Source organism: Bradyrhizobium sp. UFLA05-108 (assembly GCF_059803455.1).
Map to the genome: position 1 here is coordinate 122,190 of NZ_JBANAZ010000001.1, position 16,705 is coordinate 138,894.

The window sequence follows — 16,705 nt, forward strand, 5'->3', positions numbered from 1 at the left end:
AGGCAAAGAATCAACAATGAATGTCGCCGTCCGTACGCAGCCCACCACGCAGCAAGCCACTGAACATTTCGATGTCCTGATCGTCGGCGCCGGCATCTCCGGTATTGGCAGCGCGTATCATCTGACAAAGCAGCTTCCTGGCACGAGCTTCGTCGTCCTGGAGACGAAAGACAGCTTCGGCGGCACCTGGATCACGCATCGCTATCCCGGCATCCGCTCCGACAGCGATCTGCACACCTTCGGCTATCGCTTCAAGCCATGGGTGGGGCCGCCGATCGCGACTGCCGAGGAGATCCTCGCTTACATGAACGACGTGATCGAGGAGAACGATCTCGGCAGGCACATACGCTACAAGCACAAGATCCATTCGGCACGCTGGTCGAGCGAGAGGAATCTCTGGACCATCGAATCTGTGACCACCGACACCGGTGAGGCCAAGACCTTTACCGCAAACTTCCTCTGGATGTGCCAGGGCTATTATCGCCATTCCGAAGGCTACACGCCGGAATGGAAGGGCATGGACCGATTCAAGGGCCGCGTCGTCCACCCGCAGACCTGGCCGGATGATCTCGATCTCACGGCCAAGAGGGTCGTGGTGATCGGTTCGGGTGCAACGGCCGCGACGCTGCTGCCCAACATCGCCGACAAATGCGCACACGTCACCATGCTCCAGCGCTCGCCGACCTATTTCCGCATCGGGCGCAATGCGATCGAGATTGCGGAGGAGTTGCGCAGGCTCCAGGTGGATGAGGAGTGGATCCACGAGATCGTGCGGCGGAAGATCCTGTTCGAGCAGGATGCATTCACAAAACTCTGCGTGGCCAAGCCCGAAGAGGTGAAGAAGGAGCTGATCGGGCAGATCAGTGCGATTCTCGGTCCGGACTACGATGTCGAGACGCATTTCACGCCGACATATCGGCCATGGCGGCAGCGCATCGCTTTCGTGCCGGATGCCGATCTGTTCAAGGGCATCGCCGGCGGCAAGGCCTCGGTCGTCACCGACGAGATCGAGTGCTTCGTCGAGAACGGCATCCAGCTCAAATCCGGCAAGCTGCTCGAAGCCGATGTCATCGTCACCGCCACCGGTTTCAATCTCGCCGCGCTCGGCGACATCGCCTTCGAGATCGACGGCAAACCGCTCGCCTTCGGCGACACCGTCACCTATCGCGGCATGATGTTCACGGGCGTGCCGAACATGGCCTGGGTATTCGGCTATTTCCGCGCCAGCTGGACGCTGCGCGTCGATCTCGTCGCCGATTTCGTCTGCCGGCTTCTCGGCCACATGAAGGAGAAGGGCGCCAGCAAGGTCGAGGTCAAGCTGCGTGCCGAAGACCACAACATGCCGATCCTGCCCTGGATCGATCCGGAAAACTTCAACCCCGGCTACATGATGCGCAACATGGACCTGCTGCCGAAGCGCGGCGACAAGCCGGAGTGGCAGCATAGCCAGGATTACTGGACCGAGAAGGACGCGATTCCGAAGACTGATCTCGATGACAAGGCGTTCGTTTACGGGTGAGGTGGCTAGCCGTTGCCACACCACCGCTGTCGTCCTCTCCTAGTGCGCAATTGCGCACGGGGGCTGGGTCCCGTACCGCGGAATCTATCGAGCAAGGATGCTGGTCGTCTTACGGCAACAAGTCTTCGCCAAACTGCTCCCCGTGGTCATGGGTCCTGGCCTTCGCCAGGACGACATCGTTTGTTGCGCGAGCAGCGTCCGAACTCATTTGTAGCAAGGGAACGCCTCAACGGGCGAATCGTGCTCTGGTTGAGAGGACCAGCCGACCAAGCGTTGCGCGGGTACAACACCCCCTGCGGAAAGTTCCACTTTCGGAAGCAGTTCAGCAAAATTCAGAAGCCAACCGCAAAATTGCGGAACACCCCGTGCTAGCGTTGCGTCCGACGGCGCCCCAGGGCGCCGGGGGAATGGGGCGTTGAAGTGTTTTATTTGTTGTTTCGAGGCCGGGCGCTTCGAGGCTCGACGGCGCTGGCCTTCTGCGCCGCGGCCGCCGCAAGCCTGTTGCTGATGGGATCGGCGCGCGCGCAATTTTACACTTGGGGCGGTACCGGCAGCACGACTGCGACGTCCATCTATAATCTTGGATCCAACTGGTCCAATCCGCCTGCCGGCGCGCCGCCCGTGACGAACGGCCAGGGCGCGATTTTTGACGCGACCGGATCGGCGTCGATCGACGTGACCAGTACGGTCACGCCCTATTCGTGGACCTTCACCGCGAATTCGCAGTCTTATTCGGTGAGCGGTGCCGACATCAAATTCGACTCAGGCGCCTATGGTATCTTCAACCAGGCGAACTCGGGCCAGGTCATCTCGATCTCCAACAACATAGGTCAGCTTTCACTCGCGCAAGTCTGGCAACTCGGCGCGAGCACGCTCAATTTATCAGGCAACAACACCTACACCGGCGGTACTTTGATTTCGGCCGGCACCGTGCAGGTCACCAACAACAACTCCGTCGGCACCGGCGCGGTGAGGCTTAACGGCGGCACGTTCCAGACCGATGGTGCCAGCGACCTGACTTTCACCAATGGCTTTATTGTCACTCCGAATGGCGGCGCTGTCGACAACAATGGGGTGGTCTTAACGCTATCCGGTGTTATCGCCAACGACAGCGGCTTCGTCGCCACTGGTGCGCTGCGGCTGATCGATTCCTCCGGCGGCTCCGGCACGACGGTGCTCTCCGGCGTCAACACCTATTCGGGCGGCACAAGCGTGATCGGCGCTACGGTGCAGGTAACCAACAATTCGTCGGTCGGGTCTGGCACCGTCACGCTTCAGGATGCCTTGTTCCAGGCTGACGGTCTGAGCGATCTGACCTTCACCAACAATTTCAAGTTCGACAATTCTGCGAGCGGCAGCGCGATCGACGCCAATGGCGTGGTGCTGACCATCGCCGGCAACGTCACCGACGGTAACGGCGCCGGCAAGCTGACTGTTCTCGACAGCACCTTCGGCAACGGCGTCGTCACGCTGCTCGGCACCAACACCTATACCGGCGGCACGACGATCTGCGTCTGCGCCAGCCTGGTGCTCGGCGACGCCACCCATACCGCCTCCATCGTCGGCACGGTCACCAATGAGGGGCGGTTTACCTTCGTCAACGCCAACAATTCGGGCATCACCGCACTGATCAATGACGGCGGCTTCACGACCTTCATGGGCGCGACCAGCGGGAGCGCGATGACCATCACCAACACCAATGTCGGTGCGGTCGCGTTCCTGGAGTCGAGCAGCGCCGGCAGTGCCACGATCAACAACCAGATCGGCAGCGTCACGCTGTTCGGTACCCACGGCGGCACCGATACGGCGACCGGCGGGCACCGCCAGGATCGATAACGACGGTGCGGGCACGATCTTTTCCGCCCTGACCAATGCGGGCACCGCCACCATTACCAACCGCAATGGCGGCGGCACCGTCTTTGTCGACCAGTCGTCGGCCTCGGGCGCAAACATCATCAACACGGGTGGCTTGACCGCGTTCGGCCAGCCGTTCGGCACCGACACGCCGACTGCCGGCAACGCCGTGATCACCAACAACAATGGCGGCGAGACCGACTTCAACGCCTTCTCCACTGCCGGCAGCGCTGTCATCACCACCAATGACGGCGGCGCGACCTACTTCTTCGACAATTCAACCGGCGGCACCGCGCAGCTCATCACCACTGGCACCGGCTTTGTCGATTTCTCCGGCAGCCTCGGGCCGAACGGCGACGGCCGCATCCCCGTGGGCTCGATCGCGGGCTCCGGCTTCTACTATATCGGCGCCGGCAACACGCTGGTGGTCGGCGGCAACAACCTGTCGACCAAGGTCAGCGGCGTGATCGCGGACACCAATCCGTGCGTCTGCGGGGGCGCCGGCCCGGGCAACCTCGAGAAGGTCGGGGCGGGCACGCTGGCTCTGTCTGGGCTCAACACCTATACCGGCACCACCGTCGTCAATGGCGGCATCCTGCAAGTCGACGGCTCGATCGCAGCCTCGAGCCTGACCACGGTGAATGCCGGCGGCGCGCTCTCCGGCAGCGGCACCGTCGGCAACACCACGATCGCAACCGGCGGCATCTTCCTGCCCGGTAACGGCACGCCGGGGACGTCAATGATCGTCGCGGGGAATCTCGCCTTCCAGTCCGGCGCGCTCTATCTCGTCAGCGTCAACTCGACCGCCTCGAGCTTCACCAACGTGACCGGCAGCGCGACGCTCGGAGGCTCGGTCGGCGTCAGCGTCGCGGCCGGCACGACGCTGGCCAAGCAGTATACGATCCTCACCGCGACGGGCGGCCGCAGCGGCACGTTCAGCGGCGCCGATACGGTCGGAGCGCCGGCAGCGATAGCCACCCTCAGCTATGACGCCAACAACGTCTATCTGAATTTCGCGCTGGATTACGGCGCCAAGGGCAATCTCAACGTCAATCAGACCAACGTCGCCAACGCGCTGACGAACTTCTTCAATGCCAATGGTGGCATTGACGTGGTCTATGCCTCGCTGTCGCCGAATGGTCTGACGCAGGCCTCCGGCGAATCCGCGACCGGCGCGCAGCAGACCACGTTCAATGCGATGAACCTGTTCCTCAGCCTGCTGACGGACGTTTACGGCACCAGCCGCGGTGGCGCGACCGGCGCAACCCCCTTCGCACAGGAAACCGGCGCCGCGGCCTATGCCGCAGCAGGCAAGAGCACGCGCGATGCTTTTGCATCCATCTATCGCAAGGCGCCGCCGGTCGATTTCGATCAGCGCTGGAGCGTGTGGGCGGCGGGCTATGGTGGCTCGCAGACCACCAACGGCAATGCGGCGCTGGGTTCGAACAATACAACGAGCAGCCTCTACGGGACTGCTGTCGGCGTCGACTATCGCTTCTCGCCGTCGACACTCGCCGGCGTTGCGCTTGTCGGCGGCGCGACCAATTTCGGCGTCAACGGGCTTGGCTGGGGCCACTCCGATCTGTTCCAGGCTGGCGCCTTCCTGCGTCACACGGCCGGGCCGGCCTATGTGTCGGCGGCGCTCGCTTATGGCTGGCAGGACGTCACCACCAACCGCACCGTCACGGCTGTCGGCTTCGACCAGTTGCGCGCGCAGTTCAACGCAAACGCGTTCTCCGGCCGCATCGAAGGTGGCTACCGCGTTGTCACGCCGTGGATGGGCGTGACGCCCTACGCCGCGCTACAGGCGACCAATTTCAACCTGCCGAACTATGCTGAGAATGTGGTGGTCGGCACCAACGCCTTTGCGCTCGCCTATGCGGCCAAGAGCGTGACCGACACCCGCACTGAGCTCGGCCTGCGCACCGACAAGTCGTTTGCTGCCTACGACGGCGTCGTCACGCTGCGCGGCCGCGTCGCCTGGGCGCATGATTTCAATCCGGATCGCAGCATCGGCGCCGTCTTCCAGGCGCTGCCGGGCGCGGCCTTTGTCGTGAACGGCGCGGCCCTTTCCCGCGACTCCGCGCTGACAACGGCCTCCGCCGAGATGAAGTGGATGAACGGCTGGTCCGCGATCGGAACGTTTGAAGGCGAGTTCTCCAACGTCACCCGCTCCTACGCCGGCAAGGCCGTCGTGCGCTACGCCTGGTAGCGTCACCCCGCCATGGCCCGCCGTTGAGTTCATGCGCTGCGGATATGCGACTATCGGCGCGCGATGGGCGCGTGCCGCCGATTTGCCCGACATATCAGGGGCTTCCGGTGTGATTCACCTCATCCGGGCTGGCGGGGCCATCCTACTTTGCATGGGGTTGTTTTCGACATTTTTGTGGGGGGCCGTCCGGGCGCTCACTGCTTCTGCTGCGTGGGCTTGCGCGGCGGTCGCGGTGCCACCGGCGTGCCGGCCATCTTGTTGGCGGCCTCGCTGATGTCGAGGAGGGTGCGGCGCCCGTCCTCGATGAAGCTCGCCGACTTCTTCTTCATGGTATCGGCGAGCTCGCGCAGCCCCTTCACCTTCTCGAACAGCTCGTCGGCCTTGCCATCGGCGAAGCCGGGCACGACGTTCTCGATCTTGGTGACCGCATTGTCGAAGCTCGCGAAGCCATTGTCGATCTTGCCCATCACGGCGTCGATCTCTTCCCCCTTGCCCTTGAGGTCGGCGGTATAGTCTTCGAATGTGCGCAGGCCGTCCTTGATCGCGGCCGAGTTGCTCACGATCATGCGGTCGACATTGTGCAGGGTCTCGACGATCGATTCGGCGTCGCTGAGATCCGCGGTCAGCACGGGAATGCCGTCGTCATCCAGCGGCACGGGCGGTGCCGAGTGCGCGCCACCGATCAGCGAGATCGCGGCGATCCCGGTCAGGCCCTGGAACTCGATGCCGGCCACGGTGTCCTTGCGGATCGGGGCGGCGTTGTCGAGCATGACGAGCGCGACGATCTTGCGGGGATTGTCGAGCTTGATCGAGATGATCTGGCCGGCCGGTACGCCGTCGAAATTCACCGGGCCGCCCCGGCGCAGGCCGCTGGCCGAGCCGCCCTCGAACACGACGCGCAACTGGCTGCGGCTCTGGGCCGCGCGATATTTCTGCACGCCAAGCAGGCCGCCGAACGCGACGGCGAGCGCCAGCAGCGTCGCGGTTCCGATCATCAAGTTGCTTCTGCGCGCCATTATCCGTTCCGGCTCGTGCCCCGCGTCAGGGAAAGCGGAGTCGCTCGCCAATTTTATGGGCAAAGCGCGGCCAGTGGAAGCCGATCAATGCCGGGCCGCGCGCCGGGCGGCTGCGTTGTTGAGGACGATCAGTGCGTCTACGGCGACACCGGTCCTGGTATTGATCAGGAACGGATTGACGTCGATCGAAGCGATCCGGTCGCCGGCGTCTGCGATCAGGTTGGAGAGGCCGACCAGGGCCTTCACGGCGGAGGCCTCATCCAGCTTCGGCTTGCCGCGATAACCGCGCATCTTGACCCCGGCCTTGGTGCGGCCGATCAGCTGCCGAGCCTCGGCAGGATTGAGCGGCGCGCCGGCCAAAGCGACGTCCTTCATCAGCTCGATGTCGACGCCGCCGGTGCCGAACAGCACCACCGGCCCCATCTCGGCGTCGAGCGATGCGCCGACCACGAGCTCGAGATCGGCCTTGACCTGCTGCGCGATCAGGATGCCGTCGAGCCTGGGCTTGCCCTTCAGCTTCTTGACGCGCGAGGTGATGTCGTTGAACGCCTGCTTCACCTCGGTCGCGCTGTTGAGGTTTAGAACCACGCCGCCGATGTCGGATTTGTGCAGGATCTCGGCGCTGACGACCTTGGCGACCACGGGGAAACCGATCTGCTTGGCGATCTTCACGGCGTCGGCCGGCGTCTGCGCGATTCCTTCCTTGGAGATCGGGATGCCGTAGGCCTTCAACAGCTTCTTCGATGCGACCTCGTCGAGCGCGGCGCCGGTGGCGGCCCTTAGCGTCTTTTCCAGCAAGTTGCGCGCCGCGGGCTTCGAGCTTGCGACGACATCAGGCACTTCCTTGGCGAGCTTTGCGTAGTCGAGCAGCGACTTGACCGCGGTCACGGCACGGTCGAGGCCCTGCATGACAGCGATATGCGGTAGCGATTTGCGTAAGGCTTTCGTGAACTCGGTGAAGCCGATCGACATGGCGCTGATGTAGATCACCGGCTTTGCCGCCCTGGTCGCCATCTCGTTGACGATGCGCAAGTTGCGCTCGCGCTGCTCATGTGGCGCCTTCGGCAGCTCAGCATCGATGATGACGATGTCGATGTCGGGATCGTCGATCATCAGCTTGATCGATCTCATGTACACGGAGGGATCGACCACCGCCGCAAAGCCGGCGTCGAGCGGATTGCCGACGATCGAGCCGGGACCCAACATCTTTGCGAGCTCGCCGCTGACATGCGGGCTCAGCGCCGCAAAATCGAGCCCGGCCGCATAGAAGGCATCGATCAGGAGCCCGCGTTTGCCGCCCGAGAGTGTCACCGCCGCAAGGCGATTGCCTTTCGGCACAGTGCTGTGCACGAAACATTCGGTGGTCTCGATCAACTCGTCGAGACCGCGCACGCGGATCACGCCCTCGCGCGTTGCGATCGCGTCGAAGGTTTCGATGGACCCCGCAAGCGCACCGGTATGCGCCATTGCCGCCGCCCGGCCGCCCTCGGAGGCGCCGAGCTTGAGCGCGATCACCGGCTTGCTGGCGGCACGCGCCGCCTTGCAGGCGTCGCGAAACGCCTTGGTGTTACGCACGCCCTCGAGATAGACGACGATCACGCGGACACTCGGATCCTCGGCGAAATAGCGCATCAGATCCGGCGTCTCGAGTCCGGCCTCGTTGCCGGTGGTCACCATGTAGCCGACACCAACGCCGCGATCCTCCAGCGCTTGGCGGATCGCCATCACGATGGCCCCGGACTGTCCGGCGATCGCCACCGTGCCCCGTTCCATGGTGACGACGCGGTCGTCGATATTGGTGAAGAGTTTTTCGCCCGCGCTTAAGTTTCCCAGGCAGTTCGGCCCGGTGACGGCGAGGCCGGTCTCGCGTATCGCCTGCTGCAATTCGGCTGCGAGTTTCTGGCTCTCCTCATCCTGCAACTCGCTGAAGCCCGAGGTGACGATGGTGGCAGAGCGCGCGCCGGCTGCGGCGGCATCGCGGATCACTTGCACGGCAAAGCGCGCCGGCACCAGCACCAGCACGTGATCGGGCGTTTCGGGGAGGCTTGAAAAGTCCTTGTAGCAGGACACGCCCCAGATCGTTTCGCGCTTTGCGTTGATCGGAAACAACGAGCCTGCGAATCGGTACTTGATCAGGTTGTTCCAGATGCGCTCGGCATAGTTGCCGGGCTTGTCGGTGGCGCCGACCAGCACGATGTTGCGCGGATGCAGCATCGCGTGGATGCCCTTCACGACGTCGCTGGCATCGGGAGCTGGAGACCATGGCAGGGCGGTCGCAGCAGTTACCTTTGCTTCCATGGTTCCTCACCTTGTTCTTCTTGGCGCGCGTTCTTGTCGGCACGTCCGCTTTTGTAGGGTGAGTTCGCATGGGTGGCAACCGTGCGGCCCGCATGCCGCCGCGCGGAATAGGGCGTGCCGCAATCAGTATTTCAGGAGGCCGAACTTGTAGCCGTAGTGATAGGCGATCTGGAGCGCGAGATAAGGCGCGATGACACGGCGGATCTCGGCCTGCGTCGGATCAATACCCAGCACGCGCCGCCGCAGGATTCCCATTTCCTTCACGCCGACCGCATAGGTGGCGGCGGTCTTCTGCGCATCGTGGATGCGGAAGCACGATAGAAAGCGCGGCAGGCGGACGAATTTGAAGCCCGCCGCTTGGGCGCGCAGAATGAAGTCCCAGTCCAGCGCATAATGGAAGTTCTCGTCGATCGGTCCGACCTTGTCCCACACCCGCTTGCGCCAGAACATGGTCTCTTGCGGAATGTAGTCGGCATATCTGAGCGTCTTGCCGTGATAGGGCGGTAGCACGGCGCGGCCGACCTCCAGCCCGTCGCGGTCGACGAACACGCGATGTCCATAGACGATGTCGACGTTCGGATTGGACATGAAATAGTTGGCGACATAGGCAAGCGTGCCGGGCAGCAGCATATCGTCGCTTGTTGAGGTACGCCATGATCTCGCAGTCGACGCCGGAAAAGCCGATGTTGATGGCGTTGGACTGGCCCCTGTCGGGCTCGCTGCGCCAGCTCAGGCTGTTGCCGCGCTTGCTCAGCAGCTCAGCCGTTCCGTCGATCGAGGCGCCATCCTGCACGTGATAGTGCAGGTTCGGATAGTTCTGGTTGAGGATGCTGTCGATGGTGGCGTCGAGATAGTGCACGTGATTGTAGCTCGGTGTCACCATCGCGATCCGCAGTGCGTTCGCAGGTGCCGGTGGCGCGGGCTGAAAGCCGTTCACGTTGAGCAGGCGCGGCGGATATTGCTCGAACGTCCACATCGGCGGCCGCCGCCAGAGGCTGCGCAGCGACTCCCGTCTTTGTCCCGCGGCGATGAGATGCTGGTTTCTCTCGAGAAGTGCGATGCGACTTTCGATCTGATCGAGCTGTTGCAAGACCTTCTGCTTGAATTCGTTGTCCATCAATAAAAGTTCCGCAACAGGAATGCAGTATCAAAATTCGACCGGCCGAGCCGCTCGCTACGAGCCGCTCTGTATACGTCTACGGCCCGAGATGCCAGTTCAGTTCCCCGCTCAAAACGGGTGTCCGGAAGCCATGGTTAGAAGCCACCGTTAATTGTGCGCGACATGAGAAGCTCTCACCAGACCTCCCTGGGTCTTGGGGGCGAGGCGATGCCAGCCAGCAGCACGGCCAGGATGCCCGTCAGGAAGATGCCGTCGAATGTGCCGGCGCCGCCGATCGACGCGACGGGGGCGCCGAGATTGCCGATCTTGTCGAGGTTGAGTAAATCGGCTCCGATCAGGGTGCCCATCGAGCCGCCGATATAGGCGAGCGGTGCGGCATATTCGCGCGACAGCAGGAAGGCCAGGATCGCCGTGACCACGACAGGCGCGAAGACGGGAACCGCAATGCCGACACCCTGCACTGGTGTTGCCATCATGTGGATGACGAAGGCGATCGCGATCACCGCGATCGCAGCCTTCAGCCAGAGCTGGTAGCGCAGCACGAGATAGCTCGACATCAATGTCGGGATCACAGCGCCGCCGACATTCACCGCAAGCACCGTGCCCGGCCATTGCGTCACCAGCGGCACAACATAGCGCATGCCGAAGAAATCGACGATCTCGCCCGAGCGCACCGCCTTGCCGGGCAGCACCGTGACCGGGATGTTGAAATAGCTGCCGATCAGCGAGCCGAACAACAGCAGCAGCGCAACGCCCGGTCCGACGCCAAGCTTCATATAGGCATAGCGCAGGATGCGGAGCTGGATCAGGACGATCAGCCCGGCGAACAGCAGCACCAGGACGGAAAACAGGCCGGGTGTGATCGGCAGGTACTGAACTTGTGAATGCATGGTCACACGGTTGGATCTGGCGCGGTACGGCCTTGCCACCATCCCACGGGATGGCCGCGATGACAAACTCGGAGCATGATCGCGAAAAGTGTGAAGCGGTTCTCCCTCGCGACAAACGCGGAACGCGGAGATTCATGCTCGAACAAGAACCCAAGGCGCGATGATAATTCGCCCTTTAGCTGCCGGTTCCAATCAGCGTCGCGTGCAGGATGTAACGGTCCGGACCCGGCGTGAGCGCGTTGAACGGCCAGCAGGTCGACAGCACGAGCTCGTAGCCTTGCGCGTTGGGATCGATGCCCGAGGCGTCGAAGCGCACAATGGCGGAGGAGTCGGCCCGGTAGTCGAAGCGCTTGCCGTCGCCACGTGTGACCTCGATCTCGTCGCCGATCGCAACATCCTTCAAGAAACGGAAATGCGTGTCGCGGTGTGCTGCGTAGACGGCGACGCCGCGCTCGCCCGCGTCCGCGGTCTGTTCGACATGTCCGGGACCGAAGGCGAGTGCCTGGCCGCTGCTGCCGGCGAGCACGATGGCGCTGGCGCCGATCCGCTTCACCTCGATCCGTGCCACCGGCCACGTATCCGCCCATGACCATGGCTTGATCGGCTGCCCAGTTGCGATGCTCCTGATGAACGCGCGTTCCAGCAGCACCTGCGCCAGCCATGCCTTGGCGTGGATGTAGGCGCCGTCGCCAAGCAGAACGAGACCAACGAGGGCCAGAACGAGGGGGGAGATTAGGCGGGGCATTTGTGTTCACTCCCGGCGTTGCGAGCGTGTGTGAGCTGTCCTGCGTTCGCGAGCCTCGCCTCAGCCACCGTTGTCATTCCCCGCGAAAGCGGAGAATCCAGTACGCCGCAGCCTCTCCGTATCCTCGCACGCTCTCTGGAATACTGGATCGCCCGCTTTCGCGGGCGATGACGATGAGAGTGTGGCGCGTGCGCGCCCCAAACTCGCAATGACGGTGTTGAGACAAAAGGCGCGCGCGGCTGTTTGGGGCGGGTGACGGGCAGCCGCGCGCGCTGAAGAAGAGGAGGTGGCTGAGACCTCCTCTTTCATCCGGCGTCAGTGAGCAAAGGCTGACGCCGGTTGAACACGAACAGGACCAGGCTGAGCAGCAGCACGATCAGTCCCGCGATCATCTTCAACTCGGCCGAGGTTGCCGTCTTCGGCAGGCGGACCGTGTCGGCTGCCGCAGGCGTCGGACGCCGCGCGGTCGGCTTGGTACTCGCATCGGCATGACGCTCGCGGAGCTGCGTCGGCGCTAGTTGCGGTCGTTCGCCGAACACCTTTTCGAAGTCCCAGCCGGCCGGCAGGTTGATCGGCAGCTCACTGAGCCTCAGCGGCTGGCCTTCGGGGCGGCTCGGCGTCTTGTCGACGGCGACGAGGCTGGTCAGTCGGGTGACGATCTGGTGCTGCAGCGCCAGCCGCAAAATGGCCTTGTCGGCATCCTCGGGGCTCATCTGGCGCATCGTCCGCGCCACCTCGGCGTCGCCGATCTTGCGATTGGCCCAGAGCTTTGACAGACCCTTGCCCTCGGCGGCGTTCTGCAGAGGCAGCGTCACTGACCACGGCCGGTCACCGACGCGGCCCTTGATCTCGAGCGAGCCAGCAAGCTTGTCGAGCTTTGCCGCAAGCACCAGCGGCTCGTCGCGATACACGTCGGGAATGATCGCCGGCGTAATATCGGCCGAGGCGTCCGAGAACCTGGCGGAGAGGCCAGTCACGGCCGGATTTTCCAGCTTGGCGAACAGGCCGCGCATGCGTTCCTCGACCTGCTCGACCGAGCCGATATGGGTGAAGGCGCCGCGTCCGAGCTCGGACGCGCGGGTCATCAGATAAGTGTTGGGCGCAGAGCCGATGCCGACCATGAAGATGCGTGAGCGGCCGCGCATCGCCGTGATCGTTTCGAACAATTGCTGCTCATTGCCGATTGCACCGTCGGTCAGGAACACGACCTGGCGGACCATGCTGGTGTCGCCGAGACTGTCGGTCAGCGCGGCGCGCATCGCCGGCACCATCTCGGTGCCGCCGCGGGCTTGAAGCGCGTCCACGAAAGCGGTTGCCTGCCGCACATGCTCGATGTCGGCGGGCACTGATGTCGTGAACAGCACGTCCATGGTGTCGTCGAAGCGGATGACGTTGAAGCGATCGTTCGGCTGGAGGCGCGCGAGGGCGTAGTTCAGGCTCGCCTTGGCCTGGATGATCGACGTGCCGCCCATCGAGCCGGAATTGTCGATCACGAACACGACTTCGCGCGGCAAGGGCTTTTGAGTCGCTTGCTCGATCGACGGCGGGGTCACGAAGGCGAGCAGGTAGTCGGCGTCGCCGACATGCTCGCGGAACAGGCCGACCGATGGCGCCTTCTCGGCAGCGGGCTTCCAGGTCAGCTCGAAATCGCGATCCGCAGGCACGGTGTCGTCTGCGAGACGAACGACCCGCGTTGCATTGTCGGGACTCTCGATCTTGACGGCATGGTGATGGCTCTTGACCTCGCCGAGCGCAAAGCCGCCCTGGAGGTGAACCGTGATGCTGGTCGGATTGACCGGCAGATTCTTGGCGGGATCCAGCACGGGCGGCGATATGCGATCACGATCCGGAACCGGGTCGGTCTTGCTCGCGCCCCAGCCGGAGCCATCGGACTGGAAATCGACGCTCTGTACGATCGGCGCCGGATTGTAGCGTGGCCCGACCACGAGCGGCACGCGCAGCGAATATTCGTTGCCGGACTGGTGCACCGGTTCCTGATATTCGATCTGCACCAGCACGGTTTCGCCCGGGCCGATATTGGCAACCGAGTTGGTAAAGATGTTCGGCCGTTCCTGTTCGGTGAGCGCGGCCTTCTGGCCGTCGCGGCGCGCCTGCTCGTAGATCACGCGCGCCTGTTGCCGCTCCTTGATGTCGCCGACGATGACGCGGTCGCCGACCACCATCTTCAGCGTGTCGACGGCACCGTTGTTGGCCATCGGATAGACGTAGGTCGCCTCGACCCAGTCCTTGGAGGGATTCCTGAACACTTGCGTGACACGGGCCCGCAGCGTCGGGCCGGAGACGGTGATGTCGACGTCGATGCCGAGACGGATGGCCTCTGTGGTGGCACCGTCGTCCTTCAGAAACAGCGTCCCCGAACGGGCCTCGCCGGGTTGCAGCAGGCTTGCCTGCTCTGACGTGGCCGACCAGCTCGGCACGAAGCTCACGAGCAGGGCCACGAAGGCGATCAGGATCACGGCAACGCCCTGCGCCAGCAGAAACAGCCCCAGATTGATCAGCTTTCGCAGCATGGGGTGCTCGTCATTGTCGGTCTCGTCATAAATGCTCATTTCACCTGCTCCCGAAGCACGTTTGGCTGGCCTCTATTTCGGCCGCGGAGGCTTGATTTCGCGAGCAGAATGATCGGCAATGTTCGGCCGCCGGCCACCTGGGCCGGCCGCCGCGGAGACGGCCCCGTACGGTTTTGTGCTGATTTGTCCGGCCTGCTAGAATGTCCGTCTGGAGCAGGAATAACGATGCATACGCCGGACAAGCAGCTTACCGATGAGCAAAGCCGCGAGGTCGCGGAGAAAATCCGCGAGGAGCTTGCCAAACGGCGCATCTCCCGGCAGGCGCTGGCCGAGCAGGCCAAGCTCAGCCTGTCGACGCTGGAGAAGGTGCTGGGCGGCCGGCGCCCGTTCACGCTGGCGACCACGGTGCGGCTGGAGCAGGCCCTGGGGGTCGCCTTGCGGAAAAATCACGCCGCGCCGCCGGCGCCTGCCGCAGGCAACGATGTCGCGCCCGACAGTCTCGGCTCCTATTCGCACCGCGCGGTGACCTGGCTCGAGGACGTCTACATCACGCTGCGGCCGTCATTTGGCGACAAGGATGCGCTCTTTGCCTACCGCACCGAGATCGCCTGGGAGCCGAAGGTATCGTCGCTGGTCTTCCGCGAGGGTGAGCGCACGGACGCTGCCTATGAGCATACCGGCGAGGTCGCCGTTCCCCATCAGTCCGGCTTCATCTATCTCGTCATCAACCGGCACGGGCAGCATCGCGTGATCACGGTGTCGCGGCCGACAGTGGCCGGCGAGATGTATGGCATCATCTCGACGTTGCGCGCCGGACCGGGCTCCCAGCTGACGCCGATCGCGGCACCCATTGCCCTCGTGCCGGCGCGAAACGTCAAGACGCCGACCTTGGGGCGGATTTCTCCCGACAACGTCAATTACGCGCTGTACCGTGACCATCTGCGCCGCACGGTGGACGAATCGTTCGCGCTTTTCCTTCCGGTCTAGCGGCTCTTTCGTTCCGGCGTCGCTTTTTGTTGAATTCATTTGCCCGTGTCATTCATGCCCAGTTCGCAAGCCGAGCCCGACGCCGAGCGTCCGCTGTTCTCCGTCATCATTCCACTCGATGATCACCGCGGGCAGTGGCAGCGATCCTGGTCCGGTTGGAACGCGCAGAGCGTCGATAGATCCTTGTACGAGATCATCTTTGTCGTACCGCCCGACCGGCTGCTCCGTGCCGAGCTCAAGAGTATCGTTGGAGATCAGGCTCATCTCGAATATGCCGAATCCGATCATGATATCGAGCTGAGCGCGCTCGGCGCCACGAAAGCCCGAGGTCGCTTCCTCTTCTTCACGGAATCGCATTGCTGGCCCGAGCCCGACGTCCTCGAACTCTGCATCCGAACTATCGAGGATCAACCCGGCTGGTCGGGCTTCTCCTGCAAATCGATTCCGATTTGCCACAATTCTCTGTCGGAAGCGGAAGCTGCGATGTATCAGGCCGACATCGAGTTCGGTATGAAGTTGCATCCTTGGCTCAAGGTGCTCGACCAATGCTTTGTGACGCGACGTGATGCATACGAGGAGTGCGGAGGCTTGCGCAGCGAGTTCGGCCATTTCGCCGAATGGCTCCTCGCTGCCAGCTATCATACGCGCGGCCACGCGATTGGCTATTTGGAAGAAGCCCGCGTACATCACTATTACATCGGCAGGCTCGATGAGCTCGAGATGTTCACGCGCGATTTCGTGGAAGGTGAGATTCGCTACCTGAGCGAAGGACGGCGTGAACCCGGCAGCGAGCTTCTGGAAATTCCCGTCGAATGGAGCCGCCAGGACAATTTCGATCCCGCGCTTGCGCGGAGAGCGTTTGGCGCGCTGGTGCTTGATGGCCGTTCTTGGTCGAAGCCAACTCACGAGACATGGCGCGGATTCCGGCGCTGGATCGGACCTGCGCTGTTTGGCGACCTCCACTCGCGCAGTGCGGCGCGGTTCGCGGCTGCCTATGACCGCTGCGTCCTGACCGTTCTGACGCGTGTCGGCTCGCGCGAGAGCGTAGCGCGATGGATGAAGCGTTACATCGCGGCCCTGATCGATTTTCAGCGTCTCGAAAGCATCCACCGCGTTCGCAACGCCAAAGGCGCTCCCTTGCAGCGGTTGGGCGATCCCGTGCTTGCGCAGGCCGGCTTCAATGCGGCGGAGATCTGGCAGGGCCGCGCCTTCCGCTGGAGTGAGCCCGAAGCCGCGGTCCGGATCAGCGCACGACCCGGCCGCAATGTCGTCCGTGTTCAATGCCTCAACGTCCGCGGACCGCTCGACCGAATCGGGCTTCGCTTCTATCTCGACGGCGCGCGTATCGCCGACCGATCGATCGCGATCCAGGAGGACGGCTTCGAGCTGCGCCTTCAGCTGCCATCGTCGGGCGAGTCCACGCTGGCGTGGACCTGCCCGCGTTTTGCGGCCGCGGGCGATCCGCGCCGCCTCGGCTTGCCGGTGGTGGCAATCGAAGTGACTAATGACGTTCAGCCGCGCGAGGCCTGAGGC

The 16,705-nt window shown here is 63.4% G+C and carries 11 protein-coding genes and 1 pseudogene; 5 read left to right on the forward strand and 7 right to left on the reverse strand.

Going from position 1 to position 16,705, the window contains the following annotated elements:
- Window positions 1-16: 16 nt before the first annotated feature.
- The 3 genes from SO140_RS00545 to SO140_RS00555 all read left to right on the forward strand — a co-directional run bounded on the left by SO140_RS00545 (window position 17) and on the right by SO140_RS00555 (window position 5,585).
- On the forward strand, window positions 17-1,519 hold the full coding sequence (locus SO140_RS00545; protein WP_498542188.1) for a flavin-containing monooxygenase: 1,503 nt from the start codon (window positions 17-19) through the stop codon (window positions 1,517-1,519).
- Window positions 1,520-1,939: 420 nt separating this feature from the next.
- On the forward strand, window positions 1,940-3,355 hold the full coding sequence (locus SO140_RS00550; RefSeq protein ID WP_498542189.1) for a beta strand repeat-containing protein: 1,416 nt from the start codon (window positions 1,940-1,942) through the stop codon (window positions 3,353-3,355).
- Window positions 3,261-5,585, forward strand: a complete 2,325-nt coding sequence (locus tag SO140_RS00555) for an autotransporter outer membrane beta-barrel domain-containing protein (RefSeq protein ID WP_449384544.1) — start codon at window positions 3,261-3,263, stop codon at window positions 5,583-5,585. Before SO140_RS00550 ends, SO140_RS00555 begins: the two co-directional genes overlap by 95 nt.
- Before the next feature lie 194 nt (window positions 5,586-5,779).
- On the opposite strand, the gene SO140_RS00560 is transcribed toward SO140_RS00555, so the two are convergent.
- From SO140_RS00560 to SO140_RS00585, 6 genes and pseudogenes are all read right to left on the reverse strand, one after another.
- Window positions 5,780-6,601 (reverse strand): MlaD family protein, encoded by an 822-nt coding sequence (locus tag SO140_RS00560; RefSeq protein ID WP_449384543.1) that lies wholly within the window; start codon window positions 6,599-6,601, stop codon window positions 5,780-5,782.
- A gap of 84 nt (window positions 6,602-6,685) precedes the next feature.
- Window positions 6,686-8,899, reverse strand: coding sequence for an acetate--CoA ligase family protein (locus tag SO140_RS00565; RefSeq protein ID WP_474798598.1), 2,214 nt, complete (start codon window positions 8,897-8,899; stop codon window positions 6,686-6,688).
- A 123-nt stretch (window positions 8,900-9,022) separates the two neighbouring features.
- Window positions 9,023-10,016: pseudogene (locus SO140_RS00570) on the reverse strand (glycosyltransferase family 2 protein).
- Window positions 10,017-10,192: 176 nt separating this feature from the next.
- A complete protein-coding gene (locus SO140_RS00575) occupies window positions 10,193-10,909 on the reverse strand; it encodes a DUF1614 domain-containing protein (RefSeq protein WP_449377835.1) in 717 nt (238 codons plus the stop codon).
- 175 nt (window positions 10,910-11,084) lie between these two features.
- Entirely contained in the window at window positions 11,085-11,654 is a 570-nt protein-coding gene (locus SO140_RS00580; protein ID WP_449377834.1) for a class GN sortase, read from the reverse strand.
- Between the two features lie 305 nt (window positions 11,655-11,959).
- Window positions 11,960-14,224, reverse strand: a complete 2,265-nt coding sequence (locus SO140_RS00585; RefSeq protein ID WP_449377833.1) for a marine proteobacterial sortase target protein — start codon at window positions 14,222-14,224, stop codon at window positions 11,960-11,962.
- Window positions 14,225-14,410: 186 nt separating this feature from the next.
- Between SO140_RS00585 and SO140_RS00590 the strand changes: the two genes are divergently transcribed.
- The gene (locus SO140_RS00590; protein WP_449377832.1) at window positions 14,411-15,172 is read left to right on the forward strand and encodes a helix-turn-helix domain-containing protein; all 762 of its coding nucleotides are present in this window, start codon (window positions 14,411-14,413) and stop codon (window positions 15,170-15,172) included.
- Between the two features lie 48 nt (window positions 15,173-15,220).
- Here SO140_RS00590 and SO140_RS00595 read toward each other — a convergent pair whose 3' ends face one another.
- Window positions 15,221-15,781, reverse strand: a complete 561-nt coding sequence (locus tag SO140_RS00595) for a hypothetical protein (RefSeq protein ID WP_474798595.1) — start codon at window positions 15,779-15,781, stop codon at window positions 15,221-15,223.
- On the opposite strand from SO140_RS00595, the gene SO140_RS00600 reads away from it, so the two are divergent.
- Window positions 15,761-16,702: a hypothetical protein gene (locus tag SO140_RS00600; protein WP_474798593.1), complete on the forward strand. Its 942-nt coding sequence runs from the start codon at window positions 15,761-15,763 to the stop codon at window positions 16,700-16,702. The genes SO140_RS00595 and SO140_RS00600 overlap by 21 nt on opposite strands.
- The last annotated feature ends 3 nt before the right edge of the window (window positions 16,703-16,705 follow it).